General features: G+C 31.9%; 20 protein-coding genes and 1 tRNA gene. 9 read left to right on the top strand and 12 right to left on the bottom strand.

From position 1 onward, the window contains the following. Nucleotides 1-30 precede the first annotated feature (30 nt). A complete protein-coding gene (locus FG167_RS10445; RefSeq protein ID WP_161804651.1) occupies nt 31-177 on the top strand; it encodes a hypothetical protein in 147 nt (48 codons plus the stop codon). Here the strand turns inward: FG167_RS10445 and FG167_RS10440 are convergent. The 3 genes from FG167_RS10440 to prfA all read right to left on the bottom strand — a co-directional run bounded on the left by FG167_RS10440 (nt 152) and on the right by prfA (nt 2,954). Next, nucleotides 152-934, bottom strand: coding sequence for an ABC transporter substrate-binding protein (locus tag FG167_RS10440; RefSeq protein ID WP_203458221.1), 783 nt, complete (start codon nt 932-934; stop codon nt 152-154). The genes FG167_RS10445 and FG167_RS10440 overlap by 26 nt on opposite strands. Nucleotides 935-943: 9 nt before the next feature. Further along, nucleotides 944-1,771 carry an orotidine-5'-phosphate decarboxylase gene (gene pyrF / locus FG167_RS10435; RefSeq protein WP_203458220.1) on the bottom strand — a complete coding sequence of 276 codons (828 nt, stop codon included), beginning with the start codon at nt 1,769-1,771 and terminating at the stop codon, nt 944-946. Nucleotides 1,772-1,877: 106 nt separating this feature from the next. Then, nucleotides 1,878-2,954 (bottom strand): peptide chain release factor 1, encoded by a 1,077-nt coding sequence (gene prfA / locus FG167_RS10430; protein WP_203458219.1) that lies wholly within the window; start codon nt 2,952-2,954, stop codon nt 1,878-1,880. A 117-nt stretch (nt 2,955-3,071) separates the two neighbouring features. Here prfA and FG167_RS10425 point away from each other — a divergent pair, with 117 nt between their 5' ends. Genes FG167_RS10425 through FG167_RS10415 form a run of 3 tightly spaced genes read left to right on the top strand, consistent with a single transcriptional unit; the run spans nt 3,072 to nt 4,360 of the window. Then, nucleotides 3,072-3,359 (top strand): hypothetical protein, encoded by a 288-nt coding sequence (locus tag FG167_RS10425; protein ID WP_203458218.1) that lies wholly within the window; start codon nt 3,072-3,074, stop codon nt 3,357-3,359. A 21-nt stretch (nt 3,360-3,380) separates the two neighbouring features. Continuing rightward, on the top strand, nt 3,381-3,701 hold the full coding sequence (locus FG167_RS10420) for a hypothetical protein (RefSeq protein ID WP_239004370.1): 321 nt from the start codon (nt 3,381-3,383) through the stop codon (nt 3,699-3,701). Next, on the top strand, nt 3,698-4,360 hold the full coding sequence (locus FG167_RS10415) for an ABC transporter ATP-binding protein (RefSeq protein WP_203458217.1): 663 nt from the start codon (nt 3,698-3,700) through the stop codon (nt 4,358-4,360). The genes FG167_RS10420 and FG167_RS10415 overlap by 4 nt, the downstream gene beginning before the upstream one ends. Here FG167_RS10415 and FG167_RS10410 read toward each other — a convergent pair. From FG167_RS10410 to FG167_RS10390, 5 genes are all read right to left on the bottom strand, one after another. Beyond that, nucleotides 4,357-5,322 (bottom strand): DUF3078 domain-containing protein, encoded by a 966-nt coding sequence (locus FG167_RS10410; protein ID WP_203458216.1) that lies wholly within the window; start codon nt 5,320-5,322, stop codon nt 4,357-4,359. The two genes, FG167_RS10415 and FG167_RS10410, sit on opposite strands and share 4 nt — an antisense overlap. 100 nt (nt 5,323-5,422) lie before the next feature. After that, complete coding sequence (locus FG167_RS10405; RefSeq protein ID WP_203458215.1) at nt 5,423-6,121, bottom strand: hypothetical protein; 699 nt, start codon at nt 6,119-6,121, stop codon at nt 5,423-5,425. 77 nt (nt 6,122-6,198) lie between these two features. After that, nucleotides 6,199-7,377 carry an AIR synthase related protein gene (locus tag FG167_RS10400; protein WP_203458214.1) on the bottom strand — a complete coding sequence of 393 codons (1,179 nt, stop codon included), beginning with the start codon at nt 7,375-7,377 and terminating at the stop codon, nt 6,199-6,201. A 40-nt stretch (nt 7,378-7,417) separates the two neighbouring features. Continuing rightward, on the bottom strand, nt 7,418-8,089 hold the full coding sequence (locus tag FG167_RS10395; protein ID WP_239004369.1) for a porin family protein: 672 nt from the start codon (nt 8,087-8,089) through the stop codon (nt 7,418-7,420). Nucleotides 8,090-8,546: 457 nt separating this feature from the next. Further along, nucleotides 8,547-10,733 carry a glutamine synthetase III gene (locus FG167_RS10390; protein ID WP_203458213.1) on the bottom strand — a complete coding sequence of 729 codons (2,187 nt, stop codon included), beginning with the start codon at nt 10,731-10,733 and terminating at the stop codon, nt 8,547-8,549. A 185-nt stretch (nt 10,734-10,918) separates the two neighbouring features. Between FG167_RS10390 and FG167_RS10385 the strand changes: the two genes are divergently transcribed. After that, nucleotides 10,919-11,944 (top strand): glutamine synthetase beta-grasp domain-containing protein, encoded by a 1,026-nt coding sequence (locus tag FG167_RS10385; protein WP_055445513.1) that lies wholly within the window; start codon nt 10,919-10,921, stop codon nt 11,942-11,944. Between the two features lie 59 nt (nt 11,945-12,003). Here FG167_RS10385 and FG167_RS10380 read toward each other — a convergent pair whose 3' ends face one another. Further along, complete coding sequence (locus tag FG167_RS10380; protein ID WP_203458212.1) at nt 12,004-12,945, bottom strand: calcium/sodium antiporter; 942 nt, start codon at nt 12,943-12,945, stop codon at nt 12,004-12,006. A 161-nt stretch (nt 12,946-13,106) separates the two neighbouring features. On the opposite strand from FG167_RS10380, the gene FG167_RS10375 reads away from it, so the two are divergent. Continuing rightward, nucleotides 13,107-13,466: a BlaI/MecI/CopY family transcriptional regulator gene (locus FG167_RS10375; protein WP_055445516.1), complete on the top strand. Its 360-nt coding sequence runs from the start codon at nt 13,107-13,109 to the stop codon at nt 13,464-13,466. A 2-nt stretch (nt 13,467-13,468) separates the two neighbouring features. After that, nucleotides 13,469-15,388, top strand: a complete 1,920-nt coding sequence (locus FG167_RS10370) for a M56 family metallopeptidase (RefSeq protein ID WP_203458211.1) — start codon at nt 13,469-13,471, stop codon at nt 15,386-15,388. Between the two features lie 72 nt (nt 15,389-15,460). On the opposite strand, the gene FG167_RS10365 is transcribed toward FG167_RS10370, so the two are convergent. Continuing rightward, nucleotides 15,461-17,440 (bottom strand): endonuclease, encoded by a 1,980-nt coding sequence (locus tag FG167_RS10365; RefSeq protein ID WP_203458210.1) that lies wholly within the window; start codon nt 17,438-17,440, stop codon nt 15,461-15,463. 614 nt (nt 17,441-18,054) lie between these two features. Here FG167_RS10365 and FG167_RS10360 point away from each other — a divergent pair. Further along, nucleotides 18,055-18,207, top strand: a complete 153-nt coding sequence (locus FG167_RS10360) for an SsrA-binding protein (RefSeq protein WP_203458209.1) — start codon at nt 18,055-18,057, stop codon at nt 18,205-18,207. 211 nt (nt 18,208-18,418) lie between these two features. After that, nucleotides 18,419-18,492 (top strand) — tRNA-Arg (locus tag FG167_RS10355). A gap of 106 nt (nt 18,493-18,598) precedes the next feature. On the opposite strand, the gene FG167_RS10350 is transcribed toward FG167_RS10355, so the two are convergent. Further along, nucleotides 18,599-20,542, bottom strand: coding sequence for an OmpA family protein (locus FG167_RS10350; protein WP_203458208.1), 1,944 nt, complete (start codon nt 20,540-20,542; stop codon nt 18,599-18,601). Between the two features lie 11 nt (nt 20,543-20,553). Next, on the bottom strand, nt 20,554-21,489 hold the full coding sequence (locus FG167_RS10345) for a type IX secretion system membrane protein PorP/SprF (RefSeq protein WP_203458207.1): 936 nt from the start codon (nt 21,487-21,489) through the stop codon (nt 20,554-20,556). Nucleotides 21,490-21,498: the final 9 nt, after the last annotated feature.

Genomic DNA, 21,498 nt, shown 5'->3' with positions numbered 1-21,498 from the left:
AAAACTCGTACTTTATATAAAGAACAAGTTATGAGCGCACAATTTTGCAAGGTTGGAAATATAAAACCGAATTTAGACAAGCTATTAAACCTAAAAGCTACAGATAAAAAAGCTGTACGTTTTGTGGAAGTGGTATACAAGAAAAAGTATACTAAAGACTTACATGTAGCTTCTTAAAATAACTAAAAGACTTAATTAGTCTAGAACCATACCACGAAAACATTTCGCCATCTACTAATTGTATTTTGGCATTAGTATAGTACGCTCCTAATCCTTCGATATGTTTTTCTTTAAAAGGATATGGCTCACTAGATAAAAAGACCACCTCTACTTCTTTATTTTGTTGCATTTCAATTTCTGGATACCTTCCTAAATCTTCATAAACATTTTCCAATTTATTTAATTGTAATAAATAATTAATGAAAGTGTCTTTACCAGCAACCATAAAAGGATTTTTCCAAATAAAATATGCCACTTTTAAAGTCGGTTTTTCCTGAATATAGTTTTGAAAATCTTTTAAATTGTTTTGAATTTTTTCTGAAATTTCGAAAGCTTCCTCCTTTCTATTGAAGATTTCTCCATATTGTTGCATCATTTCTATACAATGGGAAATGGTTTCAATTTCGGAAACATGCACCACACAAATGTCATTACAAGCATCCACAATATCCTTTGTGTTTTCCTCTTTATTACATAGAATAATATCTGGTTGTAAGGCTTTTATTTTTTCAAGATTTATTTGCTTTGTACCGCCAACAATCGTTTTTGTTTTTAGTAAATGTTTTGGATGAACACAAAATTTAGTAATACCAACAATAGAAGATTCTAAACCTAAATCGTAGAGTAATTCGGTTTGTGAAGGCACTAAAGAGATGATTCGTTTTGGAACGGATTCTAAGTTTAATGGTCTTCCTAATTGATCTTTTAGTTTCATTTAAAAAGCTTACTTCGTTTCTCGTAATGACAGTAATGCTTCCATTTGTGTTTGCAAATCTTTTGCACTGTTTGCTGCCGCAGTTGCAAAATCTTGTTCTTTGGAAGCGTAAATAATTCCTCTAGAAGAGTTTATTAATAAACCTATAGTATCACTCATTCCGTATTTACAAACATCTTGTAAGTTTCCACCTTGCGCTCCAACTCCTGGAACTAGTAAAAAGCTATTTGGAACAATTTTTCTAATTTCTGCAAAATATTCGGCTTTAGTAGCACCAACTACATACATTAGGTTTTCTGAATTTTTCCAATTTTTAGAAGTCTCTAAAACCTGTTTGTATAATTCCTTTCCTTCTACTTGTTTGGTTTGAAAATCGAAAGCACCTTCGTTGGAAGTTAAAGCCAACATGATAGTATGTTTATTTTCAAAAGCTAAGAAAGGCTCTACGGAATCTTTTCCCATGTAGGGAGCTACAGTAACACTATCGAAAGCTAAGTCTTCAAAAAAAGCTTTAGCATACATAGTACTTGTATTACCAATATCGCCACGTTTAGCATCGGCAATGGTAAAAATTTCTGGATGCTTTTCGTTTAAATAGTTAATGGTCTTTTCTAAAGCTTTCCAACCTTTCAATCCGTAGGCTTCATAAAAAGCAGTGTTAGGTTTATAGGCAACACATAAATGGTGTGTAGCGTCTATAATTGCTTTATTAAAAGCGAATATTGGATCTTCCTCTTTTAAAAGATGTTTCGGAATTTTATTTAAATCGACATCTAATCCAATACATAGAAAGGATTTCTTTTTTTGGATCTGAGCAGTAAGTTGTTGTGTTGTCATGCGCCTCCTTAATCCTCTAACAGAGGAAACTATTATTTTGATACCTAAAGGTTCTAAAAACCTTGCAGGAATATTATTAAAAAAGCCTCAAAAAAGAGGCTTATTATTAAAGGTGTTCGTCACTAGCTTTTAACTTCTCGGTGTTATCTGCTAATTGTAATTCGTCTATAATTTTTTGAATATCACCATTTACAATATTTTGTAAATCATAAAGTGTTAATCCAATTCTGTGATCGGTTACACGACCTTGCGAATAGTTGTAGGTTCTAATTTTCGCACTTCTATCACCAGAAGTTACCATGGTTCCACGTAAAGCAGCATCTTCTTCATTTTTCTTAGCCAACTCCATATCATACAAACGAGAACGCAATACTTTAAATGCTTTCTCTTTGTTTTTATGTTGTGATTTTTGATCTTGACATTGTGCTACTAATCCAGTTGGAACGTGTGTTAAACGTACTGCCGAATAGGTTGTATTTACCGATTGCCCTCCTGGTCCTGAAGAACAGAAAAAATCGATACGTACATCTTTTGGGTTTATTTCTACATCAAACTCTTCGGCTTCTGGAAATACCATAACGGTTGCAGCACTTGTATGCACACGACCTTGTGTTTCGGTTTGTGGTACACGTTGTACACGATGCACACCAGCTTCAAATTTTAAAGTTCCGTACACATCGTTACCAGTAACTTCAAATTGAATTTCTTTAAATCCGCCATTAGTACCTTCACTATAATCTACAGTATCTACTTTCCAGCCTCTACCTTCGCAGTATTTGGTGTACATTCTAAATAAATCACCAGCAAAAATACTAGCTTCATCTCCACCAGTTCCTGCACGTAATTCTACTACCGCATTTTTAGAATCTTGTGGATCTTTAGGAATTAAAAGTACACGAATTTCATCGTCTAACTTAGGAATCGCTTCTTTAGCTTCGTCATATTGCATTTTGGCCATTTCCACCATTTCGGCATCACTACCATCTGCTATAATCGCTTCTGCTTCCGCTAAATTATCTGTATACTCTATGTATTGCTCACGTTTATCCATTAAAAGGCGTAAGTCTTTGTATTCTTTATTTAACTCTACATAACGCTTTTGATCTGTAATAATATCTGGTTGAATGATTAAATCACTAACCTCATCAAAGCGTTGTTTTACTATTTGTAATTTATCTAACATCTATCTTCTAAAAAATTGTATGCCAAAAATACGATAATTTATGGATTTTATATAGTGTATAGACTAGCAATATTGTCTTGAAAATAATTAGTGCTCTTTTGCGTTTTAATAATACTCATGAAACTGCTAAAAGGAATACTCGCTTATTATAAGCCACTATTTGTGTGGTCTTTTACTATAAATCTTATTGTTTTAATAATAAGTCAAAGCTTTGTGCTTACTATTTTAACCAAGTTATTTGTAGTGATTTTATTTTGGTTATTACTAAAAGATGCTAGCGTTAGAAGAAGAATTGGGTTTTATAAAATGGTTGGCGTTTCTAACGTAAAACTACTCTGTTTTCTATTTTTAATAGATTGTTCTGTGTCTCTTGTTTTTATATTCTTGATAAAAGGATTTGCTTGATATATTGTTAAACCTTTCCAAATGGATTTAGTAATACCAGAAAAAACGCTTTTATTAGAAGGTATGAAATCGCTAAAACTTATTTTTATTTTTTACAAACCGTTCCTTCTTTGGTCCTTTATAATTAATGTTTTAGCAGGAAGCAATCTAGGCGTTCTTATATTTCTGAAACTTCTTCTCACGGTATTTTTATGGTATTATATTCGAGAAACAAAAGCAAAAAACAATTTGGTGTTTTACAAAAACGTAGGTATTTCTACTTTTAAATTATATGCTTCCTTGTTTTTTATGGATGCTATATTATCGATTATCTTTCTTCTATTAGCAAAAACAATATTATGATTTTAGAGATAGATAATGTAGAACTTTCTTTTTCCAACAAACTATTATTAAATGGAATTTACCTGAAAGCAGAAACAGGAAAAGTAACTGCTATTCTTGGCAGTAATGGTTGTGGAAAAAGCTGTTTATTACAAATAGTTTTTGGTGCATTACACCCAAAATACAAACTAGTTAGAATAGACAACAAACCGATTACGAAACCTTTATATTTAGCTAAAAATGTTAGTTTATTACCACAATACAATTTTGTTCCGAAAGGTTTAAAACTGAAAACCATTTTTAAAATTTTAGAGGTATCCTGGGAAACTTTCACTACTACTTTTGAAGGTTTTTCAAAATACAAAAATAACAAGATTCACTTGCTTTCTGGTGGAGAACGTCGTTTAGTAGAAACCTATTTAATAGTAAAAGGAAAAAGTGAAATTATTTTACTAGATGAACCATTTTCTCATATCGCTCCTCTTTATATAGAGAAATTAAAAAGTCTAATTACCGAAGAAAAACAGCATAAAATTGTTATTATCACCGATCATATGTACAAAGACATTATAGATACAGCAGATTCTATCTACTTACTTAAAAATGGTTATACCAAACAAATTAAGGATTTAAAAGATTTAGAATTCTACAACTACTTAAATGCAAATAGCATACACTAAAAATCTACAACAACACCTATACCAAGAATTTGTTTCCATTGTACTCTGGCTCCTTCTTCTACATATGCTTCTTCTTCATTTTCTTCACTAATAGCCATAAGATTTTTCACATCATTATCATACTTTAAATGCGAACCTAGATTCGCTCTTACGTAATTATTTACTTTAAAATCCAAGTTCACTTGCCAGTCTACATCTATGTTTCCGAAGCCATTAAGGTAATCGGTATAAAAATTCACGGCATGCTTCATATAAATATTGGTAGCAATTTCTGTTTCGTAGGCGTTGGTAATTAGTATCCCAAATTCATTACGTACCTGCTCTCCATTTTTAATCACATTTCCTTGTTCATCTAGAATAGCTGGCTTAACACCAAATGCTCCTGCGTTTGCTAGTTCTTGATCTAAAACAAAAGTAGATTTAGTAGTTGCGGGTGAAAAGTAAACGGATAATCTTTCTATATTTTTACCATATTCAATTCCCACACCATAAAACAAATAGCCAGGAGCCATAATTTTAGAAATAGCATTTGTTGTATTTGGATAGGTGTACCCGTTTGTAAACTGGGTTTTAAAATTAAATCTAGAAGTATAAAACCAATTGGTCAAACTATCTCTTCTATAACCAACACTAGAGTTAACCTCTACTAAATCTTCGGTTTTTCTCAACTCTTGTTCTTGTTGTTTATTAATTCCGTAGCGGATATTAATATTATTGTTCCAAAAAAAATGTTTGAATTTATAGTTTGCCTGACTTGCAACTCCTAATAATGCGGAAATGGAATTGCTTCCTCCAGAATTCCAATTAACAAAAGCCACTTCACTTACATCTAAGGTAGCAATATTTTTATTTTTCCATTTAGGAAAACTTCCTCTAAAGGTGGTATCCACAACTGTAGAATCAGATTGCGCAAAAGTAAATTGAATAGTAAAAACGAGTAGTAGGAATATAACTTTTTTCATGTGTAACATTTAAGAGCATACGAATTTAAATACTTCGACAAAGGATTTATTGTTTTTAACAAATTTTAACAAGAAAACGGCAATGCAGTAGTTTTTATTGCTATTCCTCCAATATTACATATTCCTCTTTATAATCCTGAATAGCATACCGTACAAGAATAAAGAAAGCAAAAAGATTAAAGCATATTCCGGGTATATATAAAAGGTTGACATCAAAATAATAAGCTAGTGCTTTAAAAAAATCGGAAAGCGCAAAACCAAAAACAAAATACATATAGTACAGCGCCTTTGTGGTATTGGCTGTAAAATTATAATGCCCAGCAAAAACACATGCAAAAATAAGCACAACACCATAAAAATAAAGTATAAGTTGTTGTAAGTCGTCATGTAATTTATATGCTATAAAACTAAAAAGCTGATCGAGAACGAAGAAATTTAAAGTAATTATAGCAACAAAAAAAACGATGAGTAATTTGTTTACTTTTTTTAATTGGATTCTTCTTAATCCGCAAAAGAAGAAAACAAGATAGCCACTTATAGAAAACAATGAGGTTAACTTATTATAAGTTGCATCTTCATAAAAAAGCTTAAATACGTCCGCTATTAAAAAGCACAAAAAAACAAATAATATCGCTTTATTCTTATATCCTTTAAAATAAAGGAACATTAAAAAATAAACGAACACACTTATGAACCTTATTACTCTGTTTTCTAGAATGGTATATTCCGAAATCACATATATATTGATGGCGACTAATAGAAGCGATATGATAAGTAGGCTTTTTTTCTCAAAGCTCATTGGTTATTCGTTTTTAAGGAATAAAATATTTACACTAAAACAGATACAGATTGGAGTTTGCTATTTAAGAAGAAAATCTAATACTCAAAAGTACCGTACTCGCTTTTAATAGTCAATCTTTTCTCATCAGAAGCTTCTACGCTACCAATAATTTTAGCATCTACATTAAAGGATTTTGAAATAGCGATAATATCTTCTGCTATTTCTGGAGTTACGTATAATTCCATTCTATGTCCGCAATTAAAAACTTGGTACATTTCTTTCCAATCTGTTTTAGATTGTTCTTGAATAAGTTTAAATAATGGTGGTACAGCAAACATATTATCTTTTACAATATGCAGGTTATCTATAAAGTGAAGTATTTTAGTTTGTGCTCCTCCTGAGCAATGCACCATTCCGTGTAAACGATCGCTTTTATATTTAGATAAGATGGCACTAATAATTGGCGCATAGGTTCTAGTTGGGGATAATACTAGTTTTCCTGCATCAATAGGAGAATCTTGTACAGCGTCTGTTAATTTGACATTTCCAGAATACACTAAATCTTCTGGTACGGAAGCATCAAAACTTTCCGGGTATTTTTCTGCTAAATATTTAGAGAAGACATCGTGTCTTGCAGAAGTTAAGCCATTGCTTCCCATTCCGCCATTATATTCTTTTTCATAAGTAGCTTGACCAAAACTTTCTAAACCAACAATGACGTCGCCAGGTTTAATGTTTGCATTATCAATAACATCTGCACGTTTCATTCTTGCTGTTACTGTAGAATCTACAATAATGGTTCTAACCAAATCACCAACATCTGCCGTTTCGCCTCCTGTAGAATGAATAGTAACACCGAAGTTTTTTAAGTCTTGAATAAGTTCTTCGGTACCATTAATGATTGCCGAAAGCACTTCTCCTGTAATTAGGTTTTTATTTCTTCCAATAGTAGAGGAAAGCATGATATTATCTGTTGCACCAACGCAAAGTAAATCGTCAATATTCATGATAAGTGCATCTTGTGCAATACCTTTCCAAACAGAAATATCTCCTGTTTCTTTCCAGTACATATATGCTAGTGATGATTTTGTTCCAGCACCATCTGCGTGCATGATTAAACAATAATCGTCATCATTGGTTAAATAATCTGGAACGATTTTACAGAATGCTTTTGGGAATAATCCTTTATCTATATTTTTTATAGCATTATGCACATCTTCTTTAGAAGCAGAAACTCCTCTTTGTGCATATCTTTTACTTACATCTTGGCTCATGAATATATTTTGAGCAACAAAAATAAGAATTGTATTTTAGTTAATTATGAATTATTGGATTAGAATTAATAATTGTTGGTACATCACTTGGTATTTTGCTCTTTTTGTTAGTTCTACCAAAGTAATAATTTACTCCAAAAGCAATTCTCCAATACACATCGTTTGCATCACCAAATACTTTTCCATCTAATTCATCTGAAAAGGTATGGTTATAATCGGTGAAAAGTTTAATACCAAAATCTTCCATAACTATATATTCTACACCAATACCTCCCTGTATTTTCATATCTGTTGCTGTAAAATAATTAGATGCATTAACTCCTGCACCTGCAAATATAAAAGGGGTAAAAAAGCTATCTGGCATTATGGTGCTTTCTACATTAAGATCAAAAGACATGTATCCATTATTGCTAATGTTTTTATGTGCAAGATTGAATTTATTATATGTAAAATTCACATTAACATAAGGATTAATATATCTTTTATATCCCACTTGACCATAAAACTCGAATAATGGATCTTGATAATCCCCATTAATTACTGCGGTACCAACAGCTGCTGTAAACACATTATTTGCTCTATATTGATAGAAAAAAGCATGCGAATTATCTTTCGGTTGTTTATTTATTTCGCTTTTTGTTTGCGAATTAGCTTGAGAAAAACAAAAGCACAGAAATACAACTGTAAAAGATTGTTTTAAATATAAAATCATGGGTATTACTTATTTAGGGATCCATCTAATATAAAAAAATAAAGACAGATGAAGAAAGTTCATTTGTCTTTATTATAAATACTTTAAAACTTAAATTAACACAAAACAACTCGTAAAGTCATTTACCAACTACAACTAGTTAATATTATTTTGAACTACGTGTTCTGTTTGTACTAAATCTTTTTTGAAATCTTGTTCCTCTTTTTCTTTACTAGCTTGCGAAAATATAAAAGTCGCAACCATGAGCATAAGGACACTTAAGAAAAGCCTCTTCATTTTAAATTGATATTGATTAATAGCTTTGCTAAAATAAGGAAAACTGAAGAGACTAAAGTCCTATTAACCAAAGTATTCGTTGATATGTAATTATATTAGGTAAAATACAAATTATTCATTTTTGCTCCATAAAAAAGGTCGCTTTTACTAAAGCGACCTTAATATTAATGAATACAAATATCTAGTTTGTAAATAGTAATTCTCTATATTTTGTTAATGGCCAAAGCTCATCATCTACTAATAGTTCTAACTTATCACAATGGTATCTAATATCATCAAACAACGGTTTTACTTTAAAACAATATGCTTCCGCTTTTTTCTCAATATCTGCTAGCGTATTCGCTTTTTTACGCTCGTTCGTCATTTTGGTAACATTCGAATTTAAAGATTCTAAATGGCTGGATATGCTTTCAATTAAAACCATTTGTTCTTTGGCTAATTTTTTAAAATCCGCACCATAAATTTCTTTAAGCCCTCTTACGTTTTCAATTAAAATATTTTGATATTTTACAGCAGTTGGCACAATATGATTTCTAGCGATATCACCAAGCACACGACTTTCTATTTGTAAACGCATGGTATATTGCTCTACTTCTATTTCGTAACGTGCTTCCACTTCCACCTTATTCATGATACCTAAATCGCCATACAGATCTATTGCTTTTTTAGAAATTTTGGCTTTTAATGCTTCCGGAGTCGTTTTATTATTGCTCAATCCGCGTTTTTTAGCTTCCTTTTCCCAAGCTTCTCCATAGCCGTTTCCTTCGAATAGAATATTTTTAGATTTCTTGATGTATTCTCTTAGTATATTAAAGACCGCTTCGTCTTTCTTTAAGCTTTTCTTTTCAATTAAGGCATCTACTTCCCCTTTAAACTCTATTAATTGCTTTGCAACAATAGCGTTTAAAACCGTCATTGGATTTGCACAATTTGCTGTAGATCCTACGGCTCTAAATTCGAATTTATTTCCGGTAAATGCAAAAGGAGATGTTCTGTTTCTATCGGTATTATCGAGTAGCACATCTGGAATCTTTCCTACGACATTCAATTTTAAATCTGTTTTTTCTTCCGGAGACAATTTACCATTAGTCACATTTTCCAGCTCACTTAATGTTTTGGTTAATTGTTCGCCTATAAATACAGAAATAATTGCAGGAGGCGCTTCATTTGCTCCCAAACGATGATCATTACTTGCAGATGCAATTGCAGCACGAAGAAGCTCTTCATTATCATAAACCGCTTTAATGGTATTAATAAAGAAAGTTAAAAACTGTAAGTTACTCATTGGCGTTTTCCCCGGACTTAAAAGATTTACTCCGGTATCTGTAGCTAAACTCCAATTGTTATGTTTCCCAGAACCGTTTACTCCGGCAAATGGTTTCTCATGAAAAAGCACTTTAAAATTATGACGTGCCGCAATCTTATCCATCACATCCATTAATAAGGAATTATGATCTACTGCAAGATTCGCTTCATCATAAACAGGCGCCAATTCAAATTGATTAGGTGCGACTTCGTTATGTCTTGTTTTAACAGGAATACCAAGTAACATACATTCGGTTTCTAAGTCTCGCATATATGCCATTGCACGATTTGGAATGGTTCCAAAATAGTGATCATCTAGCTGTTGTCCTTTTGCTGGAGAATGTCCTAATAACGTACGACCAGTTAATACTATATCTGGACGAGAATTAGCCAAGGCAAGATCGATTAAAAAATACTCTTGTTCCCAACCCAAAGAGGCGTTTACTTTCTTTACATTTTTATCAAAATATTTACAAACGGCCACTGCTGCTTGATCTACGGCTTGCAACGCGCGAAGTAGCGGAGTTTTATAATCTAGAGCTTCACCAGTATACGACACAAAAACAGTAGGCACACAAAGCGTTGTACCATAAATAAATGCTGGCGAAGTTGGATCCCAAGCGGTATACCCACGCGCTTCAAATGTATTACGTATTCCTCCATTAGGAAAACTTGAAGCATCTGGTTCTTGCTGTACTAGTTGTCCGCCTTCAAATTTCTCAATAGCTCTACCATTTCCAAGAGGTTCAAAAAACGCATCGTGCTTTTCTGCAGTAGCACCTGTTAGTGGCTGAAACCAATGGGTATAATGAGTCACTCCTTTAGAAATTGCCCATTCTTTCATACCTGTAGAAATATGATCTGCAATTACCCTATCTATTTTTGAACCATTTTTAATGGCATCTTGCACACTTTTAAGTGCTTCTTTAGTTAAATATTGTTGCATGGTGTCTTCATTAAAGACATTAGCACCAAAAATAGAAGAACGACGTTCCTTTTCTTCAATGTGAACAGGTTTCCTATTATAGGTTTCTTTTACTGCGTGAAATCTTAAGGTGGACATAAGTTTATGTTTTATTTGTTTTACAAATTTACAATTTTCAGCTATAAAAAAAACAATACCCTAAAAAAAATAGGGCTATTAACAACAATTCAATAAAATTAAAACTATTAGGGCTATTTTTTTATAGGCAATAATGAAAATTACCTATATTCGTAACCTTATTATTAATATAATTTGTAAGTATTATGGCAAAAATTAAATTAGAATACATTTGGTTAGATGGATATTTTCCAACTCAAAACATGAGAAGTAAAACCAAAGTGGAAGAGCATGAAGATTTTCAAGGTACCATTGAAGAGCTAGATAATTGGTCGTTTGATGGTTCATCTACTAAACAAGCATCTGGAGGTTCTTCTGATTGTTTATTAAAACCAGTTGCAATTTACCCAGATCCTACAAGAAGAAATGGTTATTTAGTAATGACAGAAGTTTTAAATGCAGATGGTACGCCACACGTTTCTAATGGAAGAGCTACGATTGAAGATGAAGATAATGATTTCTGGTTTGGATTTGAGCAAGAGTACTTTATAATGGACACAAAAACACAATTACCTTTAGGATTCCCTATTGGTGGTTATCCTGCTCCGCAAGGAATGTATTACTGTTCTGTTGGTGGTTTACATACACATGGTAGAAAACTAGTAGAAGAGCATGCAGATTTATGTATTGATGCAGGTTTAAATTTTGAAGGAATTAACCAAGAAGTTGCTTCTGGGCAATGGGAATACCAATTGTTTGCAAAAGGTGCTAAACAAGCAGGTGATGAAATCTGGATTTCTCGTTATTTATTAGATAGATTAACAGAACAATATGGTTACTATATTGAGTACCATCCAAAACCATTAGGTAGAGATATGGATTGGAATGGATCTGGAATGCATGCCAATTTCTCTAACACTGTTTTAAGAACATGTGGAAGTAAAGAAACGTACGAAAAAATATGTGAAGCATTTAGACCAGTTGTAAAAGAACACATGGCTGTTTACGGAGAATTTAACGATCAACGTTTAACAGGAGACCATGAAACGGCATCTATTGATGATTTCTCTTACGGAGTATCGGATAGAGGAGCATCTATAAGAATACCAATTATTACAGTAGAGAAAGGTTGGAAAGGATGGTTAGAAGACAGAAGACCTGCTTCTAATGGAGATCCATATAAAATTGCTGGTAGAATTATTAAGACTGTAAAGTCTGCTAATATTAGCTAATACCATTTACATTATTTAATTATCCATTAAAAAGGCTATCTGTATAGATAGCCTTTTTTTTATCCTCTAAACACTAAGACAATAAAAATACCGTAAAGCATAACTAAGCCAAATCCCTTAATTTTATTAATCTCATGTCTTTTTGGAAGCAATGCTAAAACCAGAACTAGAGAAGCAAAGATTAGCATCCAAAAGATATCGCGAGATAGTATTAAAGGCTCGGTTACCGGAATGGTTTTTATTATAGAAGTTAAACCAAGTACAGAACCAATATTAAAAATATTAGAACCAATTAAGTTCCCTAAAGAGATTGCTTTTTCTTGTTTCGCTGCTGCAATTACCGACGCTGCTAATTCTGGAACACTAGTTCCAATAGCAATCATAGTAACACCAATTACGGCTTCACTTACGCCAAGTTGCGTTGCAATTTCTGTAGCTCCTTTTACCAACCATTCACTACCAAAGTATAAAGCCAAAGCACCTATAAGTAACCAAATAATCATTTTAAAATTGGAAACGGTTGCTAAAGCATCATCTACTTCTTCGGAAACTTCCGCGTTTTTCTGACTTCTAATTAAAAAGATGATGAATACAATTAAAGCAGTAAAAAGGATTCCTCCTTCTATTGCTGTTAGTTGGTTATCATTCCAAAGAAAATAATATAAAGCAATAGAAAACAACATCATTACTGGCCAGTTTACCTTATAAAAAGACTTATCAACACCAATAGCACCAACTATTGCCGTAATACCTAGCACCAAACCAATATTTGCGATATTAGAACCTACCACATTATTTATAGCAATTGCTGGAGAACCAGACAAGGCTGCATTTAAACTTACTAGCAATTCTGGAGCTGAAGTCGCAAAAGACACCACAGTCATACCAATAACTATCTTAGATATGTTTAATTTAAAGGATAAAGCAACCGAAGCTCGAACTAGAAACTCACCTCCTATTACTAATAAAACAAAGCCTAAAATTAAAAAAGCAATACTCATAATTATTTTTTTTACGAAGATAGTATTTCTTCTAAATGAAAAAACAAAACTATAAATTTAGTTATACAACTATATCTATAGTTGTATAACTGTGCAAATAGTTATACATTTGATGAAGTTAATTAGATTCCCATTTTTATAGGAACGAAAATATGTTTTCGATGCAGAAACTAACCAACAAAGAAGAAGAGATTATGCACATTTTATGGAAGCTTGAAAAGGCATTTGTAAAAGATGTTTTAAAAGAAATAACGGACGACAAACCGCATTACAATACACTTTCTACAATTATTAGAAATCTGGAAGAGAAAGGTTATGTTAGTTATACTGCCTACGGAAAAACGCATCAATACTTCCCTATTATTACTAAAGAAGCGTATAAAAAGAAGTTTATGAACACTGCCATAGACAATTACTTTAATAGCTCTTATAAAAATGTAGTTTCCTTTTTTGCCAAAGAAGAGAAAATAAGTGTTGCAGAACTAAAGGAGATCATTTCCATAATTGAACAAAAAAAATAAGCATGGAATATTTAATAAAAGCACCTGTCATTACTGCTCTATTCTATTTATGCTACAAATTGTTTTTGCAACGGGAAACTTTTTTTGAAAGCAACCGATGGTTTTTATTAATAGGTGTATTAGCGACTGTTGGTTTGCCTTTATTAGTGATTCCTATTTATATAGAAGCTTCGCAGCACGCCTTCGATATTTCGGCATTTACAGAAACCGGAGGAAGTATTGCAACCGTAACAGATTCAGATTACACTTTTAACATTTTAAGTAGTATGTACTTACTTGGTGTCAGTTTCTTTTTGATAAAGTTGGTTTTAGAATGCACTTCTTTGTTTCGTTTATTAAAGAATAAAAAGACGGAAGCCATTAATGGTTTTCAAATCATAGAAACGGAAGCTGCCACTTCTCCATTTTCGTTTTTCAATTTCATTGTTTATAATGCAAAACAATTTAATACTACCGAATTAACACATATCATTAATCACGAAAAAGCACATGCCAAGCATTTGCATTCTATGGATATTATTTTAATACAATTAGCGACGGTTATATTTTGGTTTAATCCGTTTATCTGGTTTTACAAAAAAGAAATGCAGCAAAACCTGGAGTTTATTGCCGACAAAAATGCGCAGCGTATCTCTTCTTGTAAAAAAAGTTATGCCTATGTTCTACTTAAAACGACTGTTTCTAATCCGCAATTAGAGCTAACAAATAATTTTTACACTTCATTAATCAAAAAACGAATCGTTATGTTACACAAATCAAAATCCAATAAATTAAATCTATTAAAGTATGCTTTTATATTGCCGTTATTAGCGTTGTTTTTAATGAGTTTTAATACGAAAGAAGTGTACTTGAATGGAAATGCTTTTCATTCCACACAAACTACTGAAGTTATTGAAACGGTGCTAATTAATAAGGATTTCACAGATGCTGTATTAGACAAAATAACCTTCGATTTTAAAACTAAAGACGTAACTCTTGATTTTAAAAGCATCAAAAGAAATAACAACAATGAAATCATAGCTATTAAGATTGAAGCAAGTTCTAAAAAGACAAAAACCAAGTTTAGTTCTAATTCGAATAACGCCATTAAACCTATTAAAATCACGTATAATAGTGAAGACTATAGTATTTCTATTAGCACTATAGAAGACGAAGAAATATTTATTACGGAAGATGGCAAGACTAAAATTGTAAAATCTGGTTCTGGAAGTAACGTTAATATTTTAACGGAAGAAGAAAAAAATGCCAACCACAATAAGGAAGTTATTGTTGAAGATGAAAACAACAAAGACCACAAAGTAATGGTACAAAGAAAAGCTACTATTATAGATTTAAATACGGATGCTTCAGAAAACAAAGAAAAAGTACTTTTTATAACGAAAGATAAAGATGGAAATATAATAACTGAAGATATTAAACAAGGAAAAGAAAGTAAAACTTGGGTTGTTGAAGAAGGTGCTACTAATGATATAAAAATTATTACTCAGGATAAAGACGGAAATATCATAAAAGACGGAAAAATTTTTAAAACCGAAAAAAAGGTATATTCATTTACAAGTAATAAATCACTTAGTCCAAACTCCAAACACATGATAATTCAAACAAAAGAAAAAAATGGAAATATAATTAACGAAGATATTATTATTGAAGGAGACAAGGAAACTATTTGGCATACTGACAATAAAGAAGAACAAGATGTGAAATATATAAAATCTAATATTGGAAATTCTTTATTTATTTCTACTGATGACATAAGCAGCCCTTTAATATTTATAGACAATAAAGAATCTACAAGGGAAGAACTGGAAAATCTAGACCCAAATAACATTGCAAGTATGAATGTTGTTAAAGGAGAAAAGCACACAAGAATCTATGGAGATAAGGCAAAAAATGGTGTGATACAGGTGACCACCAAAAAATAATATTTTAGTTAAAACCAAGCATAAAAAAAATCGCAAACGTTCTGTTTGCGATTTTTTTTATTGTGATACTTTTTATTGAATCACTATTTTCTTAATCGTTGCTTTATCTTCCGAAGTAATTTTAAACAAATACATGCCACTAGAAAGGTTGATGTTTAAAACGGAATTACCGGTAATCGTATAGTTTTCTAATTTTCGTCCTTCCACAGAGAAAACTTCCACTGTAGCTTTATTTAAAAGTCCGTTAATATAAACCTTATCTGTTGCTGGATTAGGATATACTTGCACCTGAAGTTCATTTGATTCTGCAATAGTTAGTCCTTGATCCCAAGTTATATCTGGAGCTACTTGATCTCCCCAAATGTACTCTACTAAATCTGGCTCATCAATAAATGGGTTTCTATTAAACTGCCAAGTATAGACTACGTTGTTTCTGTTCATTTCATAATCATCTGGCGGATCATTTCTATGCCATTCTAGTAAGGTTGCTAAATCTCCAAGTGTTCCGTCGTTTGCATCCTCATCAACTGGATAGCCATTAACAAGTTCTAACCCATTATATCTAACTGCCATATAAAAAACACTTCTAGCCACGTCTCCGTAAAAACTTCCCGCCGTATTTTCTGGCCCATTATATCCACCTAAAAGTGGGTCTCCATAATTTTTATTGTTACGTGAGCTATTTTCTGGTCCATCTGCCGCTCTTAAAGCGTGTGCATCTGAATAACCATGACGAAGCGAATCTGCTGTGGTATTCCAATAAATTTCTTTTCCATCTGCAATATCATCTCCTTCTCTAGCTTTAAAAGTACCACGAGATTGTGGATAGGTATGCTCTCTATTCCACAAACCTGTACTGCTACCTCCAGTATGATTATCTAACTTAGATCTACCTTGTTCTGTATACAATAACCAAACCTCATTACTATGCTCTGGGTTTTGATCTGCTTCTCTTAAAATATCAATTACATCTGTATATGTTTGTGCTCTTACCACACCTTCTTCGGCAATAATATCCTGTACCGCTTGACGCAAAGCATCGTCTTGCAAACCATCTAAGCTATCATAATATCCTGCAGGTTGTGTGCTGGTAACGTTTCCTAAAATTGGATCAAACTGATTTACTGGTGTTCCAAAATTAGCCATGGTATAATCATCATCAACAGCTCTTAATTTTAAAAAATTATTGTTTGCAATGTATGGCCAATCTAAGCTAGAAAATCTCACTAGTGGTTCTTCATCACCTTCATCTAAGGTATCGTTTATAATAGTTATCGTTGTTATTACCGTATTAGATCCATTAGGAATAGTTACGGTTGTGTCCCCTGTAAAATCGGTAGCATTAAACCCGTAATTATTTAATGTAAAACTAAAAGTCAAATTTTCAGTTACGTTTTCTTCCGTAGAAAAAACAATATCAAACGTGTCTCCTTCATTATATATGGTTTGACTTGTATACATGCTAATTGCAGTAACAGCTATACCTACTCCATCATTAACCGCTCTTGGTGTTGGCGTTGTAGATACGTAAGAACCATCTTGAAGAAGTTGTACGGAATTTGTATTACCACTACTACCTTCATTGGTTTGTACCGTAACTCCCAAAGCTGCCATTAGCCCAGTATCATCAGAATCTGAAGTATCATAAAGCAAGGCATCAATTAAATTGGTTTGTGTAGCAGGTGTTTCCTCTGGAAAATCAGAATCATCGCCCAAATAAATGGCAACTGCATCGGCACCATTTTGAATGGTATTTATTGAAATAAGTAATTGCGGAAAAGGTTCCACTGTAGTACTACCGATTAAAAACAAACCATTAGGATCTGTTTGGTAACCATCTAAATCTAAAGCAAAATAGCTGTCATCTCCATTACCATTAAATAAAACTAACACATAACCATCTAGTGGAAAATTGGGTGTAGCTGATTTAAGTTCTATAAATTCTTTGTCGTCTGTACTTGGTGTGTCGCAATCGACTTCATTGATAACAATTTGAGTGAAGGAAAATTGATATATGACTAAACATATCAATAACATGTAATACTTTTTCATTAGGCGGGAATTTTTTGTAAAAGTACGTATCCGTTTGGGTTTAAGTAGATTTTAGCCTCAGGAAATGCATAACTTTAACACTTATAGAAAAAAATCTACACGAAAAAAAGATACTGTTTTAAGCCTTTAGAAATCCTAAAAAAAGATGAAAACAGATAAATACCATCTGTTTTGATAAAAGAAAGCCTTCGTTTTACAAAAAACGTCTAGAAACCCCCTTGAACAATTACAAATAACAACAATATCAATAAAAAATATTACATACTAAAACACATATCAAGACAACTGCATAACAATTAATAACATAAATCTTCATTTTAGTTATAATACCATACACAACTTCATTGTTTTTGACTAAAACATTTGGAACATGCTTTTAAAAACATATATATTGAAAAAACATTAGAAAAACGAAACGCTTTATTAACCAATATCCCCTAAAATTATGATGACACTTGTAACCACTTTAATTGAACTTATTATTTCTATGCTGTAGCATATAACCTAGTAAAACTTAGTCTAGAATAAGTTTTACTCTTTTATAAAAAAGGTATATTTGGCTACGTCTATTTAAAGCAATAATTTTGCACTATAGGAATACACCCTTTTTAACAATGAAAAATAAAGCGTTTAAAATATTAGCAAAGCTTAATAAAACCATATTACCTAGTTTCACGAAACAGCGATTGGATTTAAGCAAAGCCTCAAAACTACAAATGGCTATTTTTGGTTGGAAACTTTATGTCACCAAAAACGCTTTAGATTAATTACAATTTTTCATCTTCCTATTAAAAGGAACGTAAAAGAACTCACAACTCATACGATTTCAAGCAATTGAACTTGCTTCCTTTCTCTTTAAATGTGATATAAACTCCGCCTATTATTTGTGCATAATATTACTCGTAAAAAAAAATAAATAAAAATTTAAGTTTGCTTTGTGTTTCTATTAAAAAGAAATATATTTGCACCCACAAAAAAGGCCTCGTGGCGCAACTGAATAGCGCACTTGATTACGGCTCAAGAGGTTACTGGTTTGAATCCAGTCGAGGTCACGAAAAAAAGCAAGCTTAATTTAAGCTTGCTTTTTTATTTTACACATTTTATTAAAACAAAAAACCACCAATTTCTTGGTGGTTTTTTGTTTACTCTATTTTTTTGTTAGTCCATAGAAACTACAATAAACTCGCTACGTCTGTTAAGCTGGTGTTCTTCTTCTGTACATGGTACACCATCTGAACATCTATTTATTAATCTTCTTTCACCATAACCATTCCCTGTTAATCTATTTGCGTCTATTAAACCAACTTTAATGATATGTGCTATGGTTGATTTATTTCTTCTTTTAGATAGTGATTCGTTATAACTATAAGGAGCTCTAGAATCGGTATGCGAACGTACATCTATTTTCATATTAGGATATTGCTTCATTACAGCAATTACTTTTTGTAATTCTAAAGCTGCGTCTGGTCTAATATCCGATTTATCAAAATCGAAATAGATAATTGGAATATCTAATACTTTAGCTAAATCGGTACCTACAACAATTTCTCTAAGTTCTTTAGAGAGGTTAAGTTCTAAGTCTAATTCTTGTTTTGTACTTGGAGTTGTAAAACGTACTTCGTCTGAAGCATAATCTTGTTTTTGAGCACGCACTAAATATTCTTCTTCACAGTCTAAATTAAAACTAAAAGCGGCATCCTCTGAAACTTCTAATCTTTGCATTTCTTTTCCGTCTTTATCAAATAAAATAACTGTAGCTTGAGGTATTAATTCTCTAGAATTTTTATCTTTAACTTTACCTTCAACAATTTGCTCACATTTCGTTTCTTTTGCAGCAAAACTATAAATATCATCATCTCCTTTTCCGTTTAGTCTATTCGACGAGAAAAAGCCTTCATTAGTTCCTAAGTTTTCATAGTAACCAAAATCATCTTGCGGACTGTTAATAGGTTTCGCAATATTTTCTACAACTATAGCAGAATTACTTTCGTATTTATTTTCAAAATTTCTAATAACATATACATCCAATCCTCCTAAACCAGGATATCCATTAGATGAAAAGAATAGATCTCCTTTTTCATTAATAAAAGGAAATGTTTCTTGTCCTTCTGTATTTATTTTAGAGCCTAAATTTACAGGCTTTCCTAAAGTACCATCTGTATTTATATCTACAACATAAAGATCGGATTCTCCTTGGGTATCTGGCATATCTGAAGCAAAGTATAATTTTGTTCCGTATACGTTAATAGATGGATGTGCTACACTATACTGGTTACTATTAAAATGTACAGACTCAATATCTCCCCAAGTTTTATCATCTTGTAATCTCGCTCTGTATATTTTTAATCTAGTAATATCTTTACTATCTCTTTTTAGTTTTTTATTGGTATAATTATTACGAGTAAAAAACATTAATTGATCATCTGGGGTAAACGAGGGTGTAGATTCATGATATGGTGTATTTACTGTTTCATCATAGTTTTCTACATTAATATAAGTACCATCTTCTTGTTTTTCTACTGCGTATAAATCTAAGAAAGGTTGATTATTCCATTGATAAATTTTTCCATCTCCTCTGGAGGAAGCAAATATTAATTTGTCTTTATATTGTGTTGTTCCAAAATCTGAAACTTCAGAATTAAAGTCCATATTGGTTACTTCAAAATCTTTACTAGCTGCTTCAATTTTAGCAAGATAATCTACAGTAGAAGCAAATGCTCTTCCTCTAGAATCATTGGATTTAGAGTCGTTGAATTTTTTCATCCATTTATCAGACTCTTCATAGTTTTCACTATATTTTAATGCTTGTGCATATCTAAAGTAATATTCGGCTTCTAAAGGTTCATTTAAAGCCACTAATTCGCCATACCATTTAGCTGCATCTTCCATTTTATTATTAAAATAGAATGAGTTACCAAGTTTTTGGAATAAATCGACAGACTTGTATCCTTCTTTAGCTACTTCAAGCAAAATTTCACTTGTTTTCACATAGCTAAATTGATCATAATCTTTATTTGCTTTTTTAATTTTTCCTTTTTGAGCATATCCTATAGATATAAAGAAACCAAAAAATGCAATTAATGTAAGTTTATATAATTTCATAATCTTTTATATTAGAAAAATCTAGGGGAAATAATTTTACTATCTTTTTTAAACAATTCAAATCTTAACATAACTTCATAAGAACCACTATTAAATTTAGTTTTACCAAGTTCTGTAGTTTCTTTGTCATACGCTAAACCAATCATTAACCCTTCTGTAATTTGAAAACCTGCTAATGCACTTATAGAAGCACTCCATCTATAAGCAGCACCTAAAGTTAGTTTATCGTTTATTAAAAAATTTGCTGTTAAATCTACTTGTAATGGAGCTCCTTCTACTGCTTTACCTAAAAATGCTGGTTTAAATTTTAAATTTTCTGTTAAATCAAAAACATAACCTCCAATTAAATAATAATGAATTCTTTCTTTTGCTGTAGACAAGCTAATTTCATCTAAATGTTCTGTTTCTAATAAGTTTGGAGCAGAAACACCTACATACCATCTATCTGCATGACGATAGTATAAACCAACACCAACATTTGGAGAGAATTCACTTATAGACCCTGTTGGTAACAAAGCATCTCCTTCATTATATCTATCCAGTTCATCATAATTAATATTCATTAAATGACCTCCAGCTTTTAAGCCAAAAGAGAATCTCCCCTCATCTGATGTATGTAAGGTATAAGATAAATCAATATCAAAATTAGTTTCATGAGTTGGACCTATATTATCATTTACAATAGATAATCCTAAACCTAGTTTTTCACTACTACCTATTGGAGAATGAACACCTAATGTTTGTGTCTCTGGAGCACCTTCTAAGCCTACCCATTGTGTTCTATATAAACCAACAACACTCAATACTTCTCGCGATCCAGCATAGGCAGGATTAATGCTCATTGTATTATACATATACTGCGTATATTGGGCTTCTTGCTGCGCAAAACTTTCTAAGCAAAAAGTAGTGCTAATACTAATAACTAATAGTAAGATTTTATTTTTCATTCTAATCTG

Source organism: Lacinutrix sp. WUR7, assembly GCF_016864015.1.
Lineage (GTDB): Bacteria > Bacteroidota > Bacteroidia > Flavobacteriales > Flavobacteriaceae > Oceanihabitans.
This window is presented reverse-complemented; position numbering and strand designations above follow the sequence as displayed.

Coding starts and splice junctions, on each gene's coding strand:
- FG167_RS10445 (WP_161804651.1), top strand. CDS start 31: ATGAGCGCACAATTTTGCAAGGTTGGAAATATAAAACCGAATTTAGAC.
- FG167_RS10440 (WP_203458221.1), bottom strand. CDS start 934: ATGAAACTAAAAGATCAATTAGGAAGACCATTAAACTTAGAATCCGTT.
- pyrF (WP_203458220.1), bottom strand. CDS start 1,771: ATGACAACACAACAACTTACTGCTCAGATCCAAAAAAAGAAATCCTTT.
- prfA (WP_203458219.1), bottom strand. CDS start 2,954: ATGTTAGATAAATTACAAATAGTAAAACAACGCTTTGATGAGGTTAGT.
- FG167_RS10425 (WP_203458218.1), top strand. CDS start 3,072: ATGAAACTGCTAAAAGGAATACTCGCTTATTATAAGCCACTATTTGTG.
- FG167_RS10420 (WP_239004370.1), top strand. CDS start 3,381: ATGGATTTAGTAATACCAGAAAAAACGCTTTTATTAGAAGGTATGAAA.
- FG167_RS10415 (WP_203458217.1), top strand. CDS start 3,698: ATGATTTTAGAGATAGATAATGTAGAACTTTCTTTTTCCAACAAACTA.
- FG167_RS10410 (WP_203458216.1), bottom strand. CDS start 5,322: ATGAAAAAAGTTATATTCCTACTACTCGTTTTTACTATTCAATTTACT.
- FG167_RS10405 (WP_203458215.1), bottom strand. CDS start 6,121: ATGAGCTTTGAGAAAAAAAGCCTACTTATCATATCGCTTCTATTAGTC.
- FG167_RS10400 (WP_203458214.1), bottom strand. CDS start 7,377: ATGAGCCAAGATGTAAGTAAAAGATATGCACAAAGAGGAGTTTCTGCT.
- FG167_RS10395 (WP_239004369.1), bottom strand. CDS start 8,089: ATGATTTTATATTTAAAACAATCTTTTACAGTTGTATTTCTGTGCTTT.
- FG167_RS10390 (WP_203458213.1), bottom strand. CDS start 10,733: ATGTCCACCTTAAGATTTCACGCAGTAAAAGAAACCTATAATAGGAAA.
- FG167_RS10385 (WP_055445513.1), top strand. CDS start 10,919: ATGGCAAAAATTAAATTAGAATACATTTGGTTAGATGGATATTTTCCA.
- FG167_RS10380 (WP_203458212.1), bottom strand. CDS start 12,945: ATGAGTATTGCTTTTTTAATTTTAGGCTTTGTTTTATTAGTAATAGGA.
- FG167_RS10375 (WP_055445516.1), top strand. CDS start 13,107: ATGCAGAAACTAACCAACAAAGAAGAAGAGATTATGCACATTTTATGG.
- FG167_RS10370 (WP_203458211.1), top strand. CDS start 13,469: ATGGAATATTTAATAAAAGCACCTGTCATTACTGCTCTATTCTATTTA.
- FG167_RS10365 (WP_203458210.1), bottom strand. CDS start 17,440: ATGAAAAAGTATTACATGTTATTGATATGTTTAGTCATATATCAATTT.
- FG167_RS10360 (WP_203458209.1), top strand. CDS start 18,055: ATGAAAAATAAAGCGTTTAAAATATTAGCAAAGCTTAATAAAACCATA.
- FG167_RS10350 (WP_203458208.1), bottom strand. CDS start 20,542: ATGAAATTATATAAACTTACATTAATTGCATTTTTTGGTTTCTTTATA.
- FG167_RS10345 (WP_203458207.1), bottom strand. CDS start 21,489: ATGAAAAATAAAATCTTACTATTAGTTATTAGTATTAGCACTACTTTT.